The following is a 19882-nucleotide window of genomic DNA, read 5'->3' as shown; positions in this document are numbered from 1 at the left end:
TGAGCGTGCGGCCACAGACCGGCCCGCCACGCGGGCGATGTGCCGAGTTTGAGTGGATTTTCAGGGGGGAAGTTCCGGCTGGCACGCCCTATTGCGGGGCGTGCCGATCAACGGCGGTCAGGCGCCGGTTGGGCGCAGGGAGTAGGTTTTAAGCTGCGCTGCAAAGTCGTGAAGGGCATGAATACCACTGGCTTCGGCTTCGTGCACCCAGTCTTTCATCGCAGCCAGCATGTCGTGGCCGTTGGCGCTGGTACGCGCCCAGATCTGCTGCAGCGCCAGGCGTTTTTCGTAGATGGTCTTCAGCGCCTGGCTGTGCGCGAGCATGGACTCGATGCGCACATGGTGGCGGTCTTCGAGCAGGCTGGTTTCGCGCGACAGCAGGCGTTTTGCGCGGCGGAAACGGTGGCGAACCGAAGCGTCGACCTTGGCCAGTTCCTGTTGCACCAGCGGGGCGATCACCAGTTTGCGGTACTGGGCCATGATCTGGAAGCGGTTGTTGAGGATGGCCATGGCGGTGTCCATGTCCAGGCTCGCCTTGCCTTCGACCCGGTGAGCGATGGGCGCCACACGTTGCACCTTGGCCAGGTGCAGCAGGGAGAGCACGCGTATCCAGGCCCAGCCCATGTCGAATTCCCAGCGCTTGACCGACAGCTTGGCCGAGTTGGGGTAGGTGTGGTGGTTGTTGTGCAGTTCTTCGCCACCGATGACGATACCCCACGGCACCAGGTTGGTGGCGGCATCGCGGCATTCGAAGTTGCGGTAGCCCACCGCATGGCCCAGGCCGTTGACCACGCCGGCTGCCCAGAACGGAATCCACATCATCTGCACCGCCCAGATGGTGATGCCGATGGTGCCGAACAGCAGCAGGTCGAGTACCGCCATGAGCACGATACCGCCCAGCTTGTAGCGCGAGTAGACGTTGCGCTCGACCCAGTCATCCGGGCAGTTCTTGCCGTAGATGCGCAGGGTTTCGGGGTTGCGCGCCTCTTCGCGGTACAGCTCGGCACCTTTGCGCAGCACGGTGCTCAAGCCCTTGTGCACCGGGCTGTGGGGGTCGTCCGGGGTTTCGCATTTGGCGTGGTGTTTGCGGTGGACGGCCGTCCACTCGCGGGTGTTCTGCGCCGTGGTCAGCCACAGCCAGAAGCGGAAGAAATGCTTGAGCGCGCCATTGAGCTCCAGCGCACGGTGGGCAGAGTAGCGGTGCAGGTAGATGGTGACGCTGACGATGGTCACGTGAGTCATCAGCAGGGTGACGCCAACCAGTTGCCAGGCCGACAAGTCGAGCAGACCGTTGTACCACATAGGTGTAAAAACCCTCGAAGACACAGGGGAAAGGTCTGATTATCCCTTGGTGAGGAAATAAAACCAGTCACCCTTTCAGATAGGACGTCACGGCATGTTTCTACCTTTATAATGTCCCATCATTTTTCATGGGCTTTCCCCCTCGACATGTCTGTTTCCGTTCGCGACGCCTTGCGCATGGCAGCGCTCTACGTGGTGCTCTCGATCCTCTGGCTGGTGCTGTCAGAGCTGGTGCTGCGCACCCTGTCCGAAGACCCCCTGGCGCTGACCGTGGGCCGGCAGATCAATGTGGTGCTGTGGGTGCTGGTCAGTGCCGTACTTATTTTCGTGTCCCGCGCACGTCTGCTCAACTTCATCGGCATCGGCGCACAGCTGCGCAGCGAAGACCGCGAGCGCCTGCGCATGGCCGCAGCGGTTTTCGACAGCACGCTGGAAGGCGTGCTGGTCACCGACCGCCAAGGGCTGATCGTGCACGTCAACCGCGCCTTCATGCGCATCACCGGTTATCAGCAGGATGAAGTGCTCGGCCATCGCCCCAGCAAGTTCAAGTCTGGCCGCCACGGTGTACCGTTCTATCAACAGATCTATTCCACCCTGGCCGAGAAAGGCGAATGGAGCGGAGAAATCTGGAACCGGCGCAAGAGTGGTGAAATCTATCCGCAGTGGCAGACGATCTGCGCCATTCGCGACGACAGCGGCGAACTGACCCATTATGTAGCGGTGTTCAGCGACGTCAGCGCCATCAAGCACACCGAGCAGGAGCTGGCCTTCCTGGCCCACCACGACCCGTTGACCGGTTTGCCCAACCGGCTGTTGTTCAACGACCGCCTCGAGCAGGCTTTGGCCTCGGCGCAGGCCAACAAACGTGGCTGCGCCTTGTTGCTGCTGGATCTGGACCACTTTCAGAGCATCAACGACGGGCTGGGCCACACCATCGGTGACCAGCTGCTCAAACTGGTGGGCGAACGCCTGGGCGAAGCGCTGGGCAATGGCGTGACCCTGGCGCGCCTGGGCGGCGACGAGTTCGGCGTGCTGGCGGAGAACTGCCAACAGGTTGGCCAGGCCGGCAAGCTGGCGCAGGCGCTCATCGAACGCATGCGTGACCCGTTCGAGTTCGAAGGGCATCGGCTGTTCATCGGCGTGAGTGTTGGCATCAGCCTGTTCCCCAGTGATGCGTTGGGTGCCGAGCAACTGCTGCGCAACGCCGACTCGGCGCTGTTCAAGGCCAAGCACAACGGCCGCGCCTGCTACGCGCTGTACACCGAAGAGCTGACGGCGCACGCCCAGCAACGTGTGGAAACGGCCGGTGAGCTGCGCCATGCACTGGAGCAGGACGAGCTGCGGGTGTTCTTTCAGCCGGTGCATGACCTGTTCACATCGAAGATGGTCGGGGTGGAAGCCTTGGTACGCTGGCAGCATCCGCTGCGCGGCCTGGTGCCACCGAGCGAATTCATCCCCATCGCCGAGCGGACCGGCCTGATTGCCGAAATCGATGCCTGGGTGCTGCGCGAGTCGTGCCGGCAGATGGTCCGCTGGCAAGCTGAAGGGCGTGGGCTGGCGTTTGTTGCGGTGAACATCTCCAGCCGCCTGTTCGGCCAGCGAGCGCTGTACCGGCAGGTGGCCGAGGTGTTGCACGAAACCGGCCTGGCCCCGGCATTGCTGGAACTTGAGGTGACCGAGAGCGCAGTGATGGAAGACCCGGAAGTCGCATTGGAGCAGTTGCACCGCCTGCGCGAGCTGGGCCTGAGCCTGGCCATCGATGACTTTGGTACGGGGTATTCGTCGCTGCTGCGGCTCAAGCGTTTGCCGGTGCAGAAGCTCAAGATCGACCAGGGCTTCGTCGCGGGGTTGCCCATGGATGACGATGACGTCGCCATCGTGCGGGTGATCATCGCCCTGGCGCACAGCATGGGCATGAACGTGCATGCCGAAGGGATCGAGGAGGCCGAGCAGGCGAGGTTCTTGCTGGAGCAGCAATGCCAGCTGGGGCAGGGGTACTGGTTCGGGCGGCCGGTGCCGGCTCAGGATCTGCGCTGGGGGTGAGGGGCTTGGCCTGGTTTCTGTGGTGTTACGTGGATCGAGCGCCGCCCGCGCGGCGCATCGCGGGCAAGCCCGCTCCTACGGTTTACCTACGGCCAGTGCTGTCAGTTGCATCTCCACTGCAGCCTTGGTGCATGGCTTGAGATTTAGGTCGGGCACACAAGGCGGACAGTGAAGAGGCCATAGGCATAATTGGCCGAAGGTATACCGTAGGAGCGGGCTTGCCCGCGATGCGCCGCGCGGGCGGCGCTCGATATGTGCATCACCACAGCACTCAAGCCATGCTCACCGCTTGTTCAAGCCTTTCGCCAGCCGATCCCCTCCCACCTGAATCACCGCCACCAGCGCCACCAGCATGGCAATCACGGTCAGCATGATCTGGCTGTCGAAACGCTGATACCCGTACCGGTAGGCAATGTCTCCCAACCCACCCGCACCTATCGCCCCGGCCATGGCCGAGGAGTTGATCAGCGTCACCAGGGTAATGGTGAAGCCGCCGACGATCCCCGGCAGCGCTTCGGGCAACAGCACATGCCAGACGATGTGCCAGCGCCGGCAGCCCATGGCCTGTGCCGCTTCCACCAGGCCATGGTCGACCTCGCGCAGGCTCACCTCGGCAATCCGGGCGAAGAACGGGGTGGCGGCGATGGTCAGCGGTACTACCGCGGCCCACACGCCATAGGTGGTGCCGACTACCAGGCGGGTGAAGGGGATCAACGCGACCATCAGGATCAGGAACGGGATCGACCTGAACAGGTTGACGAAGGCACCGAGCACCCGGTTCAGCAGGGGCGCTTCGAAAATGCCGCCCTTGTCGCTGGTGACCAGCAGCACCGCCATCGGCACACCCACCAGCAGCGCGATCAGCGACGACACACCCACCATCAGCAGGGTATCGAGCAAACCTTCGAGCAAGCGATCAAACCACATGGCCCAGTACCTCCACGTCTTCGGCCCAGCGACGGGCGCGCTCCAGCAATTGATAGGTGTCGTGCGGCGAGCCCTGCACCGACAGGATCAGCTGCCCCAAGGCATGCTCGCCGATGGTTTCCACGCCGCCCTGCAGCAGGCGCACGCGCCCGCCCAGATCACTGAACAGGTCGGACAACGCCGGTTCGCCGAGCACCGTCAGCTTGAGCACCACCGCGCTGTCACGGCCTACCGGGCTGGCCCGCAGATTTGCCTGCAAGGCTGCGGGCAGTTTGGCTTGCAACGGCGCCAACAGGGTACGGGTGACTTCATGGCGTGGTGAGCCGAACACCCGCCACACCTCGCCCTGCTCGACGACTTCGCCACGCTCCAGTACCACCACCCGGTGGCAGATATCGCGGATCACGGCCATCTCGTGGGTAATCAGCACGACCGTCAGGCCCAGACGCTGGTTGATGTCACGCAGCAGTTCCAGGATCGATGCGGTCGTTTCAGGGTCCAGCGCCGAGGTGGCTTCGTCGCACAGCAGGATTTCGGGGTCATGGACCAGAGCCCGGGCGATCCCGACGCGCTGCTTCTGCCCACCCGACAACTGCGCCGGGTAGACGTGGTGCTTGTCCTGCAGGCCGACCAGCTGCAACAGCGCGCGCACCTTGCGCTGGCGTTCGGGCTTGGCCACGCCGGCCACCTTCAGCGGCAGCTCGACGTTCTGCCAGACGGTCTTGGCCGACATCAGGTTGAAGTGCTGGAAGATCATGCCGATGCGCCGGCGCAGGGCCACCAGGCGATCTTCTTCGAACGGTGCGATGTCGACCTGGTCGATGAGCACCCGGCCCTGGCTGGGCTGCTCAAGACGGTTGATGGTGCGCAGCAGCGACGATTTGCCCGCGCCGCTACGGCCGATGATGCCGAAGATCTCGCCGCGGCGGATGTTCAGGTCGATGCCTTGCAGCGCCGGCTGCTCCTGGCCCGGGTAGGTCTTGCCGAGGCCGACGAAGCGCACATGGGCTTCGTTCACCTCCGGGCGCAAGGCCTGCTCCCGAACCGGTGGCGGCGCGGTTTGAGCGGTGGGCGCCTTGAGAGCGCTGGCCTGGCCCACGTCAGCCTTCCCAACCGGCTTGGTAGAGGCTGCCATGGGCTTTGTTCAGGGCTTCGCGCACGGCGGGCGAGTGCTGGTAGATATCGACGAACTTGGCCAGGCGCGGGTCGTCCTTGCTCTGTGGGCGGATGACGAACTGGATCACGTATTCCTTGTTTTCCAGGCCGTCGAACAGCAGCGCCGAGGTGGCGTCGAAGGTCTTGGCCAGGCGGATATAAGCCGGGTAGCCCTGCACCAGATCGGCGTCATCGTAGGCGCGCACCAGCTGCACGGCTTCTACCTGGAGGATTTTCAGCTTCTTCGGGTTGGCGACGATGTCGTCCTCGGTAGCCTTGTAGCCGACACCCGGCTTTAGCGTGATCAGCCCGGCCTTGGCCAGCAACTGCAAACCTCGGCCACTGTTGATAGGGTCGTTGGCGATCGCCACGCTGGCGCCCTCGGGCAGCTCGGCGAAGCTTTTGTACCGCTTCGAGTAGAGGCCGACGTTGTTGATGATGCCGGGCGCGAAGGGCACCAGGTTGAACCCGGCAGCAGCCTTGGCGTTCTCCAGGAAGGGGATGTGCTGGAAGTAGTTCACGTCGATGTCGCCGCTGTTGAGGCTGACGTTGGGGGCAATCCAGTCACTGAACTCGATCAGCTTCACTTCCAGCCCTTGCTTGTGCGCTTCTGCCACGGCGGCTTCCAGCGGGATCGCGAAGGCGGCGGTGGTGCCGATTTTCAGCGGCTCGGCAGCGCAGGCGCCGCCGGCCAGGCCGAGGGTGAGGGCGATGGCCGCGACGGGCCGGAACAGTTTCTCAAGCATGGTGCGCAACTCCAGTCGTGGCAGGGGTAGAGGTGTGGCGGTAAGCCGAGCCGGGGTGGTCGGCCGGCAGGTGCGGGTGGTCACGTTGGAACAGCTTCTCGCGCAGCGTGCCTTCGGCGTAGGCAGTCTTGTAGCGGCCACGCTGTTGCAGTTGCGGCACCACCAGGTCGATGAAGTCTTCGAAGCTTTCCGGGGTGACGGTGCGGGTCAGGTTGAAGCCGTCCAGGCCGGTTTCATCGATCCAGGCGATCAGTTGCTCGGCGACCTGTTCGGGCGCGCCAACCAGGGTCACGTAGCGCCCGCCCAGTGCGTGCTGCTCCAGCAGGCGGCGGCGGGTCCAGGCGTTCTCCTGCAGCTGGCGGGTGGCCGACTGGATGGCGTTGCCCTTGCTGGCGCCGATCGGCTCGTCCAGCGCATAGGCGGCAAAGTCGATGCCGGTAGAGGCGGCGAAGTGCGCCACGCCCGCTTCCGGGCTGGCATGGCGCAGGTACTCTGCGTACTTGGCCTGGGCCTGCTGCTCGGTGGGGGCGACGATCACCGTGATACCCATGAACACCTTGACCGCCTGCGGATCGCGGCCGGCAGCCTCGGCGGCCGCGCGTACCTTGTCGACCTGGGCGCGGGTTGCCGTCTTGTCGTGGCCACTGATGAATACGCATTCGGCATGGTTGCCGGCGAAAGCCAGGCCCCGTGGCGAGCTGCCGGCCTGGAACAGCACCGGGGTGCGCTGCGGCGAGGGCTCGCACAGGTGATACCCCTCGACCTTGTAGAACTCGCCCCGGTGGTGGACCTTGCGCACTTTCTCGGGCTCGGCATACACCCGTCGTTCGCGGTCTTCGACCACGGCATCGTCGGCCCAGCTGCCTTCGAGCAGCTTGTACAGCACTTGAAGGTACTCATCGGCCTGGTCATAGCGGCGGTCGTGTTCCGGCTGCTGCTCCAGGCCCATGGCGCGGGCGGCGCTGTCGAGGTAGCCGGTGACGATGTTCCAGCCGACCCGGCCGTTGCTCAGGTGGTCGAGGGTAGAGAGGCGCCGGGCAAACAGGTAGGGCGCCTCGTAGGTGAGGTTGGCAGTAAGGCCGAAGCCCAGGTTGCGGGTGACGGCGGCCATGGCCGAGACCAGCAGCAGGGGGTCGTTGACCGGCAACTGGATCGACTCTTTCAACGTGACGTCCAGCGACTTGCCGTAGACGTCATAGGTACCGACGATGTCGGCGATGAACAGGCCATCGAACAAACCGCGTTCAAGCAAACGCGCCAGGTCGGTCCAGTAGGCAAGGGACTTGTACTGCGTCGAGGTGTCCCGTGGGTGAGTCCACAGGCCGTGGTTGATATGCCCGATGCAGTTCATGTTGAAAGCGTTGAGGAGGATTTCCTTTGCCATCAGATGGTCCCCCGGCGCGGTGGGTTTTCGGCGTTGAGGTAGTAGTTGCCGATGGCGTGGTACTTCCAGCGCACCGGGTCGTGCAGGGTGTGCACTCGGGCGTTGCGCCAGTGGCGGTCGAGGTTGTGCTCGGCCAGGGTGGCCTGGCTGCCGGCCAGCTCGAACAGCATGGTGCCGGCGGCGAGGGCAATCTCGGTGCTGATGGCCCGGGCTTCGGCGACGGCGATGGAGGCGGCGGCGACGCTATCGGCGTTGCTGTCGGCCTGGGCGCGGTCGAGGTACTCACCTGCGCGTTCGAGCAGCGCTTCGGCGGCGTGCAGGCGGATCGCCAGGTGGCCGAAGCTCTTCAGGGTCAGCGGGTCTTCGCTGGCCTTGTCCAGGCCGGAGTCGACCCACGGGCGGCTGCGCGTGCGTACGAAGTGCAAGGCATCTTCATAGGCCGCGCGGGCGATGCCGGTGTCGATGGCCGCGTGGAGGATCTGCGCCAGCGGGCCGACCGGAGTGGGGCGCTCGAAGGCCGACTGGAACGGCACCACATCCTCGCTGCGCACGAACACGTTGTCGAAGACTACCGAGCCGCTGCCGGTGGTGCGCTGGCCAAACCCGCTCCAGTCGTCGATCACCTGCAGGCCTGGGCTGTCGGCCGGTACGAAAACCAGTTGCTGCACGCCGTCTTCATCGACCACCGAGGTCGGGATGCGCTGGGCGTAGAGCGCACCGGTGGCGTAGAACTTGCGGCCATTGATGCGGTAGCCGTCGCCTTCGCGGGTCAGGCGGGTGGTGCGGTCGTGGGCGGTCTTCGTGCCGAGTTCGGCCAGGGCGTTGCCAAAGCGTTGGCCAGCGAGTACGTCGGCATAGAGGCGTTGCTGCTGCTCGGGGCTGCCGTTTACCCGCAGTACTTCCAACGCGTAGAAGTGGTTTTGCGGGATTTGCCCGAGGGAGGCGTCGGCCTGGGCGATGCGGGCGATGACCTTGGCCAGGGTGACGTTGGACACACCGGCGCCGCCGAAAGCCTTGGGCACGCTGATGGCCCACAGGCCGGCGCGGGTGAACAGCTCCAGTTCGGCGTGCGGGAGGCGGCGTTCGCGGTCGCGCAAGGCGCTGTCGCGGCGCAGTTGCTGGGCGATTTCTTCAGCGACGGCCAGGGCTTGGATATCGCTGGTGATAACAGATGTTGTCATGGTGTTCTCCGGGCCACTAGGCTCCGCTTTGCGGCCCAATCGCCGGCAAGCCGGCTCCCACAGGTTTGGCGGTGTCGCTTTGAATGTGGAAGCCGACTTGCCGGCGATCAGGCTGCAAAGCAGCCCCAGAGGCTAAAAATCAGATCCAGGAATGCCGCGCAGGCAGGGTGCCGTTCAGGTGGTACGCGCCGACTGCGTGATACTTCCAGCGCACCGGGTCGTGCAGCGTGTGCACCCGGGCATTGCGCCAGTGGCGGTCGAGGTTGAATTCGGCAAGGGTGGCGCGGCTGCCAGCCAGCTCGAACAGCTTTTCGCTGGCCTGTAGCGAAATCTCGGTGGTCAGCACCTTGGCTTCGGCTACCGCAATCGAAGCCCGCGCGGCGGCGGCAGCATCGATCGGCGCGGCATTGACCTCGTCGAGCACCCGCGCAGCCCTGCGCAGCAGAGCCTCGGCGGCATGCAGCTCGAGTTTCAGGCGGCCGATGTCGGCAATCACGTAGGGGTCGTCGCTGGCGCGCTCGACCTTGGCCTCGATCCACGGCCGCGATTTTTCGCGCACGAAGTGGATGGCATCTTCAATCGCGGCCTCGGCGATACCGGCATCGATGGCGGCCTGGATCAGCTGCGAGCCGGCGCCCTGGATATTCGGGGTATCGCGCTGGCGCCAGTTGTCGATCACAAGGTCTGCATCGACCGGCACCTGGTCGAGCAGCACAGTGCCGCTGGCGGTGGTGCGCTGGCCGAAACCGGACCAGTCATCAACGATGCGCAGGCCAGGCGAGCCGCGGCGCACGAACGCCAGGCGCTGGCGGCCTTGGTCGTCCAGTGCCTTGACCGCGACCCAGTGGGCGAACAGCGCACCGGTGGAGTAGAACTTCTCACCGCTGATGCGATAGCCGTCGCCCTCGTGGGTGATCCTGGCCTTGAGCGTCAGGGTGTCCTTGGTGCCGCGTTCGGGCCCGGCGTTGCCGATGCGCCAGCCGTCGAGCACGCTGCGGAAGATCAGCGCCTGTTGCGCCTCGGTGGCGGTCAGGCGCAGCAGCTGCAGCATGCCGAACTGGTTCTGCGGAATCTGCCCCAGGGCCGGGTCGGCGGCGCTGATGAGGCGGAACACTTCGGCGATGGTTTCGAACGAGACGTCGGGGCCGCCATGGGCCTTGGGCACGCTGATGCTGCCCAGGCCGCTGCGGGTGAACTGTTCAATTTCTGCCCAAGGCAACTTGCGTTGCTGATCGCGGCGGGCAGCTTGCTCGCGGGCGGTCTGGGCGAACTCGCGGGCCGCTTGCAGGGCTTCGGCGTCGTTGCGCAGTATTTTGGCCGGCAGCAGCAGGGGCGAGCTGTCGAGGTCGCTGTGGAGCGGGGTATTTAGCTGGGTGGTCATCAGAACCGAACCTCACAAAGGGATGCGTCGCTTCAGCTGATGGCGACAAACGTTTGCTGGTCCGGTGGTCCGGTTCATATACCCTAAAGGCTTATCAAAATATTATGAACTAACCTTTTGGAATATATATAGAAGTGCGGATTTGTGGGGTGTGTGCTGGCCTCATCGCGGGCAAGCCCGCTCCTACAAGCGATGAGGCCAGTCAATCCAATGAAGATTATTCGGACGCCGCAGTCCCGAGAAACTTGCGCAAGAACTGCCGGGTCCGCTCTTCCTTCGGGCTGGCGAACAATGCTTTGGCCTCGCCCTGTTCGACGATCACGCCTTTGTCGAAGAAGATCACCCGGTTCGCCACATCACGTGCAAAGCTCATCTCGTGGGTGACGATGACCATGGTGCGCTTCTCTTCGGCCAGGCCGCGGATGGTCGCCAGCACTTCGCCGACCAGCTCCGGGTCAAGCGCCGAGGTGGGTTCGTCGAACAGGATCACCTCGGGCTCCATGGCCAGTGCCCGGGCGATAGCCACGCGTTGCTGCTGGCCGCCGGAGAGGCGCCGGGGGTAGGCGTCTTCCTTGCCCGCCAGGCCGACCTTGGCCAGCAGCTTGCGGCCCAGTTCGATGGCCTGGGCGCGTGGCGTCTTCTTCACCACCACCGGCCCTTCGATGACGTTCTCCAGGGCGGTGCGGTGAGGGAACAGGTTGAAACTCTGGAACACGAACCCCGCCTGCTGGCGCAAACGGCGAATCGCGCTTTGCTGGCCGCCGAGCGGGCGGTTGGCATCGATGCTGATGGCGCCGATCTGAATGCGCCCGGCATCGGGCGTTTCCAGCAGGTTGAGGCAGCGCAGGAAGGTGGTCTTGCCCGAGCCGCTGGGGCCGATGATGGCCACCACTTCGCCGGGTTGCACGGTCAGGTCGATGCCGTTGAGCACGGTCTGGCCCTTGAACTGCTTGGTCAGGCCTTCTACTACGATCATCTTCAGTGCTCCTGGTCGTGCTGGTTGACCCGCGCTTCCATGCGGTTCTGGAAGTGCGCGAGGATGCTGCAGAGGACCCAGTACACCACCGCAACCGCAAGGTACATGGTGAACACTTCAAAGGTGCGTGCGGTAATCAGCTGCGCCTGGCGGAACAGCTCGGGCACCTGGATTGTCGCCGCCAGGGCGGTGTCCTTGACCAGCGAGATGAAGCTGTTGCCCAGCGGGGGCAGCGCGGTGCGCAAGGCCTGCGGCAGGATCGCCCGGCGCATGGCCTGGGTGCGGGTCATGCCGATGCTGGCGGCGGCCTCCCACTGGCCACGGTCGATGGAGGAGATCGCCGCCCGCAGGATTTCGCAGATGTACGCGGCCATGTTCAACGACAGGCCGATCAGCGACGCCGGGATCGGGTCGAGCTCGATGCCGATCTGCGGCATGCCGAAGTAGATGACGAACAGCTGCACCAGCAGCGGCGTGCCGCGGAAGAACGAAACATAGATACGTGCCAGCCAGTTCAGCGGCAGGATCTTCGACAGCCGCATCAGCGCCAGGGCAAAGCCCAGCACCAGGCCGAAGAACATGCCGCCGACACTCAGCAGCACTGTGTAACCCGCGCCCTTGAGCAGGAAGGGCGCGGAATCGACAACGAGTTGCAGGCTTTCAGCGATCATTTGGTGACATCGGCACCGAAGTATTTCTCGGACAGCTTGGCCAGGGTGCCATCGGCCTTGAGCTTGTCGATGGCTTTGTTAAGGGCCGCCAACAGCTCAGGTTCGCCTTTGCGCAGGGCCACACCGCTTTCCAGGCGCGAGAAGGCGTCGCCGGCAAGCTCGGTGTCCTTGGCTTTTTGCGCATACTCCAGCGCGGCCAGGCGGTCGATCAGGATGGCGTCGATACGGCCGTTGCGCAGGTCGGCGAACTTGGAAGGGTCGTCTTCATAGGTGCGCACTTCGGCCTTCGGCACGTCCTGCTTCACCCACTGTTCGTAGTTGGTGCCCAGGCCTACGCCGACTTTCTTGCCGGCCAGGTCCTGCGCAGTCTTGATGTTCAGGTCTGCAGCTTTCTTCTTCAGCACCAGCGCCTGGATGCCGGAGATGGTGTAGGGCTCGGAGAAATCGTACTTCTTCTTGCGCTCCTCGGAGATGGTCACCTGGTTGACCACAACGTCCAGGCGTTTGGACTCCAGCGCCGCGAGGATGCCATCCCATTTGGTCGGCTGGATCTTGGCCTTGACCCCCAGCTCTTTGGCCAGCAGTTCCGAAAGCTCCACCTCGAAACCGGCCAGTTTGCCGTTTTCGTCCTGGAAGCTGAACGGTGGGTAGGTGCCTTCCAGGCCGACGTTGATCACGCCTTTTTCCTGGATGGTCTTCAGCTGCTCGCCGGCGAAGGCCTGGCCGAGCAGGCCGGCACCGAGCACGATGGCCAGGCTGGCATTGATAAAGGGTTTGGCGAATTTCGACATGTCAGGCCCCGCGCTTGTTGTGGAAGTGGTGGGTGGCGACTATAGGGTTGGCTTCATAGGCCAGGAAATAATAAAAACTTATTTTCTTATGCGTTTTTTGCGTTATGTCATGCTTAAGCTGCATTGAGGGTAGGCCACGAAAGCGATCCCCGTCATCGCGGCTTATGCCCGACTTAGCGCAGGATGGAATAAAGCGTTGTTTTTTCCAAGGGGCGGATTTGCCGTAAAGTGGTTTGCAAAATGTCTGATTGGCCCTGGCAGGAGATCACCGTGAGCGAACAACCCTCATCCGCGCATTGGCAATTACACAGCATCGTCAGCGGCCTGCGCGGCGCCCGTGAGCAGTGGCGCAGCCGCAATGGCCGAAGCATTGGCGAGCAAGGCGGGCGCGAGCTGCCTTCGCGCGAGGCGATGCGCCAAGTGCTCGAGCAACTGTGCGGTGCGCTGTTCCCGATGCGCCTGGGCCCGGTCGACCTGCGCGAGGAGAGCGAGGACTTCTACGTTGGCCACACCCTCGATGCTGCCCTGACTGCGCTGTTGGCCCAGGCGCGGCTGGAACTGCGTTACGCCGCACGCCAGACCAACGCCGACCTGGCTGGCGTCGATGCCCAGGCGCTGCGCCTGATCCAGGACTTCGCTGCAGCACTGCCAGGGCTGCGCGTGCTGCTCGACACCGACGTGCTGGCGGCATATCACGGTGACCCGGCAGCGCGCAGCGTCGATGAAGTGCTGCTGTGTTACCCCGGCATTCTGGCCATCATCCATCACCGCCTGGCCCATCACCTGTACCAGGCCGGCTTGCCGCTGCTGGCGCGGATCAGTTCGGAACTCGCGCATTCGGCTACGGGCATCGACATCCACCCGGGGGCGCAGATTGGCCAGAGCTTCTTCATCGACCACGGGACGGGTGTGGTGATTGGTGAAACCGCGATCATCGGTGAGCGTGTGCGTATCTACCAGGCCGTGACGCTTGGGGCCAAACGCTTCCCCAGCGATGAGTCGGGGACCCTGCACAAAGGCCTGGCGCGCCACCCGATCGTCGAGGACGACGTGGTGATTTACGCCGGCGCGACCATTCTGGGAAGGATCACCATCGGCAAGGGGTCGACCATTGGTGGCAACGTGTGGCTGACCCGCAGCGTGCCGGCGCAAAGCAACATCACCCAGGCCAATCTACAGTTGGATTGCCAGGACAAGAACTGACTCGCAACAGCGCTGCCTGTAGCGGCGTTATCGCGGCACAGGCAGGCGCCGATCAGCGCCCAGGTTCGCATTGAAATTCGATCCATGTTTAACTTGAACGCTTGTTCAACGAAAACAACGCTGGTCCGCTGCCGGTGTTCAACAGGAGGATTCCTTTGCTGAACCCGTTCATTCCGAACCTCACGTCATTCGACGAGGTGCATGCCCCATGAGTGCACCGACCCCTTCCAACAGCACGATCCGCATGAACCCCCCGGTGTTCTACTTCGCGGCAAGTTTCATCCTCATCTTCGGCCTGGTGGTCATCGCCCAACCGCAAGCGGCGGGCGAATGGTTGCTGGCGGCACAGAACTGGGCGGCCAACACGGTCGGCTGGTACTACATGCTGGCCATGACCCTGTACCTGGTCTTCGTGGTGGTCACCGCCTTGTCTGGTTACGGCAAGATCAAGCTCGGTGCCGACCACGACGAGCCCGAGTTCAGCTACCTGTCATGGGCCGGCATGCTGTTCGCCGCCGGTATCAGCATCACGCTGTTCTTCTTCTGCGTTTCCGAACCCCTGACCCACATGCTGCAGCCCCCGCAGGGCGAAGCGGGCACGGCCGAGGCCGGGCGCCAGGCGATGCAGATCCTGTTCCTGCATTGGGGCCTGCATGGCTGGGGCGTGTTCGCCTTCGTCGGCATGGCACTGGCGTACTTCGCCTATCGCCACAACCTGCCACTGGCCCTGCGTTCGGCGCTGTACCCGCTGATCGGCAAGCGCATCAATGGGCCGATCGGCTATGCGGTGGACGGCTTCGGCATCATCGCCACGGTGTTCGGCCTGGGCGCCGACATGGGCTTCGGCGTGCTGCACCTGAACGCAGGCCTCGACTACCTGTTCGGCATCAGCCATAGCCAGTGGGTGCAGGTCATCCTCATCGCCTTGATGATGGGCGCGGCGGTGGCAGTGGCGGTCGCCGGGGTGGAGAAGGGCGTGCGGGTGATGAGTGACATCAACCTGTTCCTGGCCTGCGCGCTGCTGCTGTTCGTGCTGTTCGCCGGGCCTACACAGCACCTGTTCAACACCCTGATCCAGAACCTCGGCGATTACCTGGGCGCCTTGCCACGCAAAAGCTTCGATGTTTACGCTTATGGCGACAACCGCGACTGGCTGGGTGGCTGGACGGTGTTCTATTGGGCGTGGTGGATTGCCTGGGCGCCGTTCGTGGGGCTGTTCATCGCCCGTATTTCGCGTGGCCGCACCATCCGCGAGTTCGTCTTCGGGGTGCTGTTGATTCCGTTGGGCTTCACCCTGGCGTGGATGTCGATCTTCGGCAACAGCGCGCTGGACCAGGTCATCAACCACGGCATGACCGCCCTTGGCCAGTCGGCCCTGGACGACCCGTCGATGACCTTGTACCTGCTGCTGGAAACCTACCCGTGGAGCAAGACGGTGATCGCCGTCACGGTGTTCATCAGCTTCGTGTTCTTCGTCACCTCGGCCGACTCGGGCACGGTGGTGCTGTCGACCTTGTCGGCCAAGGATGGTGGCGCTGACGAGGACGGCCCGAACTGGCTGCGGATCTTCTGGGGCGCGATGACGGCGCTGATCACCAGCAGCCTGCTGTTCGCCGGCAGCATCGATTCGCTCAAGTCGGCGGTGGTGCTGACCTCATTGCCGTTCTCGCTGATCTTGCTGTGCATGATGTGGGGCCTGCATAAGGCGTTCTACCTGGAGTCGCAGCGCCAGATCGCGCAGATGCACTCGTTGGCACCGTTCGCGCAATCGCGCCGCGGCCGTGGTGGCTGGCGCCAGCGCCTGAGCCAGGCCGTGCACTTCCCGTCACGCGATGAGGTGTACCGCTTCATGGACGACGTGGTGCGCCCGGCGATTGCCGAGGTGCGTGAAGTGTTCGAGCAGAAGGGCTTGGTGCTGGTGACCCAGGATGATCCGAGCCATGACAATGTCAGCCTGAAGGTGGGCCATGGCGAGGAGCAGCCGTTCATCTACCAGGTGCAGATGCGTGGCTACTTCACGCCGTCGTTCGCCCTGGGTGGGTTGGGCACGCAGGATCTGAAGAACCGCCGCTATTACCGGGCGGAAGTGTACCTGAGCGAGGGCAGCCAGAATTACGACCTGGTGGGCTACAGCAAGGAGCAGATCATCAACGACATCCTCGACCAGTACGAGCGGCATATGCAGTATCTGCATCTGGTCCGTTAGATCGCCGGGGCCGCTTTGCGGCCCTTTCGCCGGCAAGCCGGCTCCCACAGGGTTTGCAGCGCTGCGGTCTCTGTGGGAGCCGGCTTGCCGGCGATTCGAGGCCAACGGCCTCGCCCGCCATCATCAGAACGGCGCATCCCCCAGGATGGTCGCCCGGTGCATCACCCGCCGGTTCGGCCGGTAATCATCCACCGCAAAATGCTGGGTCACGCGGTTGTCCCAGAACGCCACGTCATTCTCCTGCCAACGCCAGCGGATGCTGAACTCCGGCCGCGTCGCGTGAGCGAACAGCAGCTTCAGCAGCGCCTCGCTTTCCAGCTCGCTCAGCTCGTTGATCCGCGTGGTGAACCCTTCATTGACGAACAGCGCCTTGCGCCCGCTCACCGGGTGGGTGCGGATTACCGGGTGCGACAGCGGCGGGTTGTTGCGCCGGGTCGCTTCCCAGCGCGCCAGGTCTTGCGGCGTGGTGCCGAAACGCTCCAGCGGGAACGACTTGGTGAAGTCGTGTGTGGCGGTGAGGCCATCGAGCATTTCGCGCAGCGGCGCCGAAAGGGCTTCAAAAGCCGCAATCCCGCTGGCCCACAAGGTATCACCGCCATAGGCCGGCAACTGCTTGGCGCTGAGTACGGCGCCCAGCGCCGGGGTCGGCAGGAAGGTCACATCGGTGTGCCACACGGCGTTGTCGCGCACGTCGGTGACTGCGGTGTCGAGTATCAGCACCTGCGGGGTTTCCGGCACATTGGGGTAGATCGGGTGAATGTGCAGGTCGCCGAAGCGAGCGGCAAAACGTGCTTGTTGTTCAGGCGTGATCGGTTGATCGCGGAAGAACAGCACCTGGTGCTTGAGCAGCGCCTGCTCGATGGCGTCGCGCTGCTCGGCAGTGATCTCGCGGCTGATGTCCACGCCGCTGATCTGCGCGCCGAGGGCCGGGCTGAGTGGGGTAACGGTCAGGCTCATGTCTTTTCTCGTTCCAGGCGCCGGGTTGCCGGCGTAGTCAGTCAGCAATCAGTGGCTTTGCCCGTGCCAGGGCACCAGCTTGCGTTGCAGGGCGCGCAGGCCCATCTCCAGGGCGAAGGCGATCAGCGCGATGAGCAGGATGCCCAGCACCACCACATCGGTGACCAGGAACTGCGACGCCGATTGCACCATGAAGCCCAGGCCGCTGGTGGCGGCGATCAGTTCGGCAGCCACCAGGGTCGACCAGCCGACCCCCAGGCCGATGCGGATACCGGTAAGGATGTCGGGCAGGGCGCTGGGCAGGATCACGTGGCGGATCAACTGCGCCCTGGTTGCGCCCAGTGACTGCGCGGCGCGCAGTTTGGTCGGGTCGACAGTGCGCACGCCGGTGGCGGTGGCGATGGCAATTGGGGCGAAGATCGCCAGGTAGATCAACAGCACCTTGGACAGCTCGCCGATACCGCACCAGATGACGATCAGCGGCAGGTAGGCCAGTGGCGGGATTGGCCGGTAGAACTCGATCAGCGGGTCGAGGATGCCGCGGGCGATGCGGTTGTAGCCGATGGCGATCCCGACCGGGATGGCGGTCAAGGTCGCGGCGCCCAGGGCCAGGCCGATGCGGCCCAGGCTTGCGCCCAGGTGCTGCCACAGGCTGGCATCCATATAGCCTTGGGTCAGCAAGGTCCAGGCCCGGGCCACGATGTCACCGGGCGAGGGCAGGAACAGCGGCTCGATCCAGCCGACGGCCGTTACCAGCCACCACGCCAGCAGCAGGCTGGCCAGGGTCAGGGTGCTGATCCAGCGGGTGGACAGCTGCCGGCGTGCTTTGACCACAGGCCGGGGTGCAGTGTCGTGTTTGCCGGCGACCGGCAGATCCAGGCTGCTCATGCGCGCTCCTGCAGGTTTTGGCGTTGGGAGAACACCCGCGCCAGCACATGCTCGCGGGTTTCGATGAAGCGCGGGTCGGACTTGATCGCCCGGGCCGATTCACCGGCGGCATAACGTTGGCCGAAATCCAGTTGCAGGCGCTCGACCACGCGGCCCGGGTTGGGCGCCAGCAGCACCAGCTCGGTGGCAAGGAAGACGGCTTCTTCGATGTCGTGGGTAATCAGGAACACTGGCTTGGCGGTGCGCTGCCAGACCTGCAGCAGCAGTTCCTGCATCTGCTCGCGGGTGAACGCGTCGAGTGCGCCGAACGGTTCGTCCATCAGCAGTACCCGGGGGTCGGCCGCCAGGGCGCGGGCCAGGCCTACACGTTGCTTCTGGCCACCGGACAATTGCCAGATACGCCGCTCGCCAAAGCCTTCCAGGTCAACCAGCGCCAGCATCTCGCGGGCCTTGGCCTCACGCTGGGCACGGGGCACACCGGCCAGTTCGAGGCCGAAGGCGACATTGCCCATCACGTTCTGCCAGGGCAGCAGGGCATCGTCCTGGAACACCACGCCGCGCTCCGCACCGGGGCCTTGCACGGGCGCGCCGTCGAGGGTGATGCGCCCGCCGCTGGGGGCGACGAAGCCGGCAATCAGGTTGAGCAGCGAGGTCTTGCCGCTGCCCGACGGCCCAAGGGCCACCAGCAGCTGGCGTGGCCCCAGGCTCAGGTTGATGTCGGCCAGCACCGGGGTGCTGGCGCCAGGGTACTGTGCGCTGATGCGCTCCAGTTCAAGCAAGGCCATGACGGGCTCCGGATCAGTTTGGAAGGAACTTGTCGCTGACGTACGGCGAGTAGTCCGGCAGCACGGCTTCGACCTTGCCTTGCTGCTTGAGGAATGTGGCGGTATCGGTCAGTGCCTGGGTAGTGGGCGCACCCAGGGCGTTGGCCTGGTCGGCAGCCAGCGGGTACACGTTGCCTTCAAGCAGCACCGGAATGTCGCTGGCCTTGGCGCCAGACAACTTGACCAGCTTGTCTACGTTGCCCTTGTCGGCCAGCCAGGCTTTCGGGTCCTTGCGGTAGTCGGCGTACGCATCGAGGGTGACCTTGGCAAAGGCCTTGACCACTTCCGGGTGCTTCTCGGCGAAGTCCTTGCGCACGATCCAGGCGTCGAAGGTCGGTGCGCCTTTCTTGGCCAGGTCGCCCGAAGTGATCAGTACCTTGCCGTTTTCCTTGGCCACGCCCAGGGCCGGGTCCCAGACGTAGGTGGCGTCGATGTCACCGCGCTTCCAGGCAGCGATGATCGCCGGTGGCGCGAGGTTGAGGATCTGTACCTTGGACGGGTCGATGTTCCAGCTCTTCAGCGCGGCCAGCAGGCTGTAGTGGCCGGTGGAAACGAATGGCACGGCGACCTTCTTGCCGATCAGGTCTTGCGGGGTCTTGATGCTGTCGCGGGCTACCAGCGCCTCGCCAGCGCCAATCTGAGTAGCGATGAGGAAGGTTTCGACCGGCAGTTTGCGGGTGGCGGCAGCGGCCAGCGGGCTGGAGCCGAGGTAACCGATCTGCACATCGCCGCTGGCCACGGCGGTGATCACATCTGCGCCGTTATCGAACTTGCGCCAGTCGATGCTGGCGTTGCTGGCTTTTTCGTAGTCGCCATCGACCTGGGCCACCTTGGCCGGGTCGACCGTGGTCTGGTAGGCAACGGTCAGGTCTGCGGCCTGGGCGAACCAGCTGGTGCCGGCGAGGGTCAGGGCAGCGAACAGGCGCAGCGGAGCATGCGGGATCATGGTTGAACCTCTCGTCAGGCAAAGAGTGTGGTGGATGGCGAGAAGACTAGATGATCTAAGAAATCGAAAATAAATAACTTTTTAGAATTAGCTTAGGAGCCAAATGCTTTAAGCCCTCTAGACCTTGGCGGGCAGTGGCGAAACCCGAAGCGGCTGCTAGGCTTTTTCCGTTTTACAGAACGATGAGGAATAAGGTTATGAGCAAACGTTTGCAAATAACCTAAAGCTATGAAGGATGCATGCCGATACAGCTTTTGGCAGTAAAGGTTCAGGCCATATTCCGTAAAAATCTTACGAATTA

17 protein-coding genes are annotated in these 19882 nt (G+C 63.9%); 3 read left to right on the top strand and 14 right to left on the bottom strand.

Features of this window, described 5'->3' with window-relative positions; genetic code table 11:
- Positions 1–117: 117 nt before the first annotated feature.
- Positions 118–1302 (bottom strand): delta-9 fatty acid desaturase DesA, encoded by a 1185-nt coding sequence (gene desA, locus ACNQPL_RS16025; protein ID WP_416467234.1) that lies wholly within the window; start codon positions 1300–1302, stop codon positions 118–120.
- A gap of 147 nt (positions 1303–1449) precedes the next feature.
- Here desA and dibA point away from each other — a divergent pair, with 147 nt between their 5' ends.
- On the top strand, positions 1450–3345 hold the full coding sequence (gene dibA, locus ACNQPL_RS16020; protein ID WP_416467233.1) for a phosphodiesterase DibA: 1896 nt from the start codon (positions 1450–1452) through the stop codon (positions 3343–3345).
- 282 nt (positions 3346–3627) lie between these two features.
- On the opposite strand, the gene ACNQPL_RS16015 is transcribed toward dibA, so the two are convergent.
- The 9 genes from ACNQPL_RS16015 to tcyJ form a co-directional block, all read right to left on the bottom strand.
- A complete protein-coding gene (locus ACNQPL_RS16015) occupies positions 3628–4272 on the bottom strand; it encodes a methionine ABC transporter permease (protein WP_054903149.1) in 645 nt (214 codons plus the stop codon).
- Complete coding sequence (locus ACNQPL_RS16010; RefSeq protein ID WP_416467254.1) at positions 4262–5371, bottom strand: methionine ABC transporter ATP-binding protein; 1110 nt, start codon at positions 5369–5371, stop codon at positions 4262–4264. Before ACNQPL_RS16010 ends, ACNQPL_RS16015 begins: the two co-directional genes overlap by 11 nt.
- Position 5372: 1 nt before the next feature.
- On the bottom strand, positions 5373–6173 hold the full coding sequence (locus tag ACNQPL_RS16005; RefSeq protein ID WP_387523552.1) for a MetQ/NlpA family ABC transporter substrate-binding protein: 801 nt from the start codon (positions 6171–6173) through the stop codon (positions 5373–5375).
- Positions 6166–7557 (bottom strand): LLM class flavin-dependent oxidoreductase, encoded by a 1392-nt coding sequence (locus ACNQPL_RS16000; RefSeq protein ID WP_416467232.1) that lies wholly within the window; start codon positions 7555–7557, stop codon positions 6166–6168. Before ACNQPL_RS16000 ends, ACNQPL_RS16005 begins: the two co-directional genes overlap by 8 nt.
- Entirely contained in the window at positions 7557–8738 is a 1182-nt protein-coding gene (locus tag ACNQPL_RS15995; protein WP_416467231.1) for an SfnB family sulfur acquisition oxidoreductase, read from the bottom strand. Before ACNQPL_RS15995 ends, ACNQPL_RS16000 begins: the two co-directional genes overlap by 1 nt.
- A gap of 139 nt (positions 8739–8877) precedes the next feature.
- On the bottom strand, positions 8878–10119 hold the full coding sequence (locus tag ACNQPL_RS15990) for an SfnB family sulfur acquisition oxidoreductase (protein ID WP_416467230.1): 1242 nt from the start codon (positions 10117–10119) through the stop codon (positions 8878–8880).
- Positions 10120–10336: 217 nt separating this feature from the next.
- Positions 10337–11095, bottom strand: a complete 759-nt coding sequence (tcyN, locus tag ACNQPL_RS15985; protein WP_346612545.1) for an L-cystine ABC transporter ATP-binding protein TcyN — start codon at positions 11093–11095, stop codon at positions 10337–10339.
- Between the two features lie 2 nt (positions 11096–11097).
- Positions 11098–11766: a cystine ABC transporter permease gene (gene tcyL / locus ACNQPL_RS15980; RefSeq protein WP_387523566.1), complete on the bottom strand. Its 669-nt coding sequence runs from the start codon at positions 11764–11766 to the stop codon at positions 11098–11100.
- Positions 11763–12557: a cystine ABC transporter substrate-binding protein gene (gene tcyJ / locus ACNQPL_RS15975; RefSeq protein ID WP_346612543.1), complete on the bottom strand. Its 795-nt coding sequence runs from the start codon at positions 12555–12557 to the stop codon at positions 11763–11765. The genes tcyL and tcyJ overlap by 4 nt, the downstream gene beginning before the upstream one ends.
- Positions 12558–12827: 270 nt before the next feature.
- On the opposite strand from tcyJ, the gene epsC reads away from it, so the two are divergent.
- The gene (epsC, locus tag ACNQPL_RS15970; protein WP_387523570.1) at positions 12828–13760 is read left to right on the top strand and encodes a serine O-acetyltransferase EpsC; all 933 of its coding nucleotides are present in this window, start codon (positions 12828–12830) and stop codon (positions 13758–13760) included.
- A 244-nt stretch (positions 13761–14004) separates the two neighbouring features.
- A complete protein-coding gene (gene betT, locus ACNQPL_RS15965; RefSeq protein ID WP_346612853.1) occupies positions 14005–15966 on the top strand; it encodes a choline transporter BetT in 1962 nt (653 codons plus the stop codon).
- Between the two features lie 123 nt (positions 15967–16089).
- On the opposite strand, the gene tauD is transcribed toward betT, so the two are convergent.
- Genes tauD through tauA form a run of 4 tightly spaced genes read right to left on the bottom strand, consistent with a single transcriptional unit; the run spans position 16090 to position 19581 of the window.
- Entirely contained in the window at positions 16090–16923 is an 834-nt protein-coding gene (gene tauD, locus ACNQPL_RS15960) for a taurine dioxygenase (protein WP_346612541.1), read from the bottom strand.
- A 48-nt stretch (positions 16924–16971) separates the two neighbouring features.
- Entirely contained in the window at positions 16972–17811 is an 840-nt protein-coding gene (gene tauC, locus ACNQPL_RS15955; protein WP_346612540.1) for a taurine ABC transporter permease TauC, read from the bottom strand.
- Positions 17808–18596 (bottom strand): taurine ABC transporter ATP-binding subunit, encoded by a 789-nt coding sequence (gene tauB, locus ACNQPL_RS15950; RefSeq protein WP_416467229.1) that lies wholly within the window; start codon positions 18594–18596, stop codon positions 17808–17810. The genes tauC and tauB overlap by 4 nt, the downstream gene beginning before the upstream one ends.
- A gap of 13 nt (positions 18597–18609) precedes the next feature.
- Complete coding sequence (gene tauA, locus ACNQPL_RS15945; protein ID WP_346612538.1) at positions 18610–19581, bottom strand: taurine ABC transporter substrate-binding protein; 972 nt, start codon at positions 19579–19581, stop codon at positions 18610–18612.
- Positions 19582–19882 lie beyond the last annotated feature (301 nt).

The organism is Pseudomonas sp. LFS044 (assembly GCF_047978245.1).
GTDB lineage: Bacteria > Pseudomonadota > Gammaproteobacteria > Pseudomonadales > Pseudomonadaceae > Aquipseudomonas.
The sequence above is the reverse complement of the archived record's forward strand: the minus strand, read 5'-3'. Positions and strand labels throughout refer to the sequence as shown.

Coding starts and splice junctions, on each gene's coding strand:
- desA (WP_416467234.1), bottom strand. CDS start 1,302: ATGTGGTACAACGGTCTGCTCGACTTGTCGGCCTGGCAACTGGTTGGC.
- dibA (WP_416467233.1), top strand. CDS start 1,450: ATGTCTGTTTCCGTTCGCGACGCCTTGCGCATGGCAGCGCTCTACGTG.
- ACNQPL_RS16015 (WP_054903149.1), bottom strand. CDS start 4,272: ATGTGGTTTGATCGCTTGCTCGAAGGTTTGCTCGATACCCTGCTGATG.
- ACNQPL_RS16005 (WP_387523552.1), bottom strand. CDS start 6,173: ATGCTTGAGAAACTGTTCCGGCCCGTCGCGGCCATCGCCCTCACCCTC.
- ACNQPL_RS16000 (WP_416467232.1), bottom strand. CDS start 7,557: ATGGCAAAGGAAATCCTCCTCAACGCTTTCAACATGAACTGCATCGGG.
- ACNQPL_RS15995 (WP_416467231.1), bottom strand. CDS start 8,738: ATGACAACATCTGTTATCACCAGCGATATCCAAGCCCTGGCCGTCGCT.
- ACNQPL_RS15990 (WP_416467230.1), bottom strand. CDS start 10,119: ATGACCACCCAGCTAAATACCCCGCTCCACAGCGACCTCGACAGCTCG.
- tcyN (WP_346612545.1), bottom strand. CDS start 11,095: ATGATCGTAGTAGAAGGCCTGACCAAGCAGTTCAAGGGCCAGACCGTG.
- tcyL (WP_387523566.1), bottom strand. CDS start 11,766: ATGATCGCTGAAAGCCTGCAACTCGTTGTCGATTCCGCGCCCTTCCTG.
- tcyJ (WP_346612543.1), bottom strand. CDS start 12,557: ATGTCGAAATTCGCCAAACCCTTTATCAATGCCAGCCTGGCCATCGTG.
- betT (WP_346612853.1), top strand. CDS start 14,005: ATGAACCCCCCGGTGTTCTACTTCGCGGCAAGTTTCATCCTCATCTTC.
- tauD (WP_346612541.1), bottom strand. CDS start 16,923: ATGAGCCTGACCGTTACCCCACTCAGCCCGGCCCTCGGCGCGCAGATC.
- tauC (WP_346612540.1), bottom strand. CDS start 17,811: ATGAGCAGCCTGGATCTGCCGGTCGCCGGCAAACACGACACTGCACCC.
- tauB (WP_416467229.1), bottom strand. CDS start 18,596: ATGGCCTTGCTTGAACTGGAGCGCATCAGCGCACAGTACCCTGGCGCC.
- tauA (WP_346612538.1), bottom strand. CDS start 19,581: ATGATCCCGCATGCTCCGCTGCGCCTGTTCGCTGCCCTGACCCTCGCC.